This window comes from Psychrobacter sp. 1U2 (assembly GCF_051847575.1).
Genome location: NZ_JBPYDC010001599.1, coordinates 1 through 566 on the forward strand (window position 1 = coordinate 1; position 566 = coordinate 566).

Genomic DNA, 566 nt, shown 5'->3' on the forward strand with positions numbered 1-566 from the left:
TGCAACGAGTAAGATGGTATATATCAGTTATGGTGAAGCAGGTGACGGTCCCGGCAATAACACATTTGGCGCTAAGGTCGTTAAAGCCAAACTTGTAGGGCTAGACACTGATTCGCCAAGTTTGCAAGCTATCACACCTATTTGGCAGCAAACCCCAAAAGTAAAGGGACAAGGTCATTATAGTCATCGATTACTATTTTCTCCTGATGGACAGTATTTATACATCAGTTCAGGGGAGCGTCAGAAAAAGGACCCTTCACAGGATATGACCGTTAATTTGGGTAAAATAATTCGGCTAAATGCTGATGGGTCTGTCCCTAAAGACAATCCATTTGCTGGCAATACTCGCAACATTGCTTCACAGTTTTGGACAATAGGCCATCGTAATGTGCTTGGTATGGCATTTGATGAGTCAGGCAGATTGTGGGTCAATGAGATGGGACCTCGTGGCGGTGACGAGTTTAATCTCATTAAAAAAGGCAATAACTATGGCTGGCCTGTGGTTTCTAATGGCCGTAACTATTCGGGTACTGATATTCCTGATCACGACACCCGTCCTGAGTTCG

At 44.3% G+C, this 566-nt stretch carries 1 protein-coding gene; it reads left to right on the forward strand.

Annotated elements, in window-relative coordinates:
• On the forward strand, nucleotides 1-566 hold a 566-nt coding region (locus ACS8FD_RS23395; protein ID WP_439277612.1), incomplete at both ends, for a PQQ-dependent sugar dehydrogenase.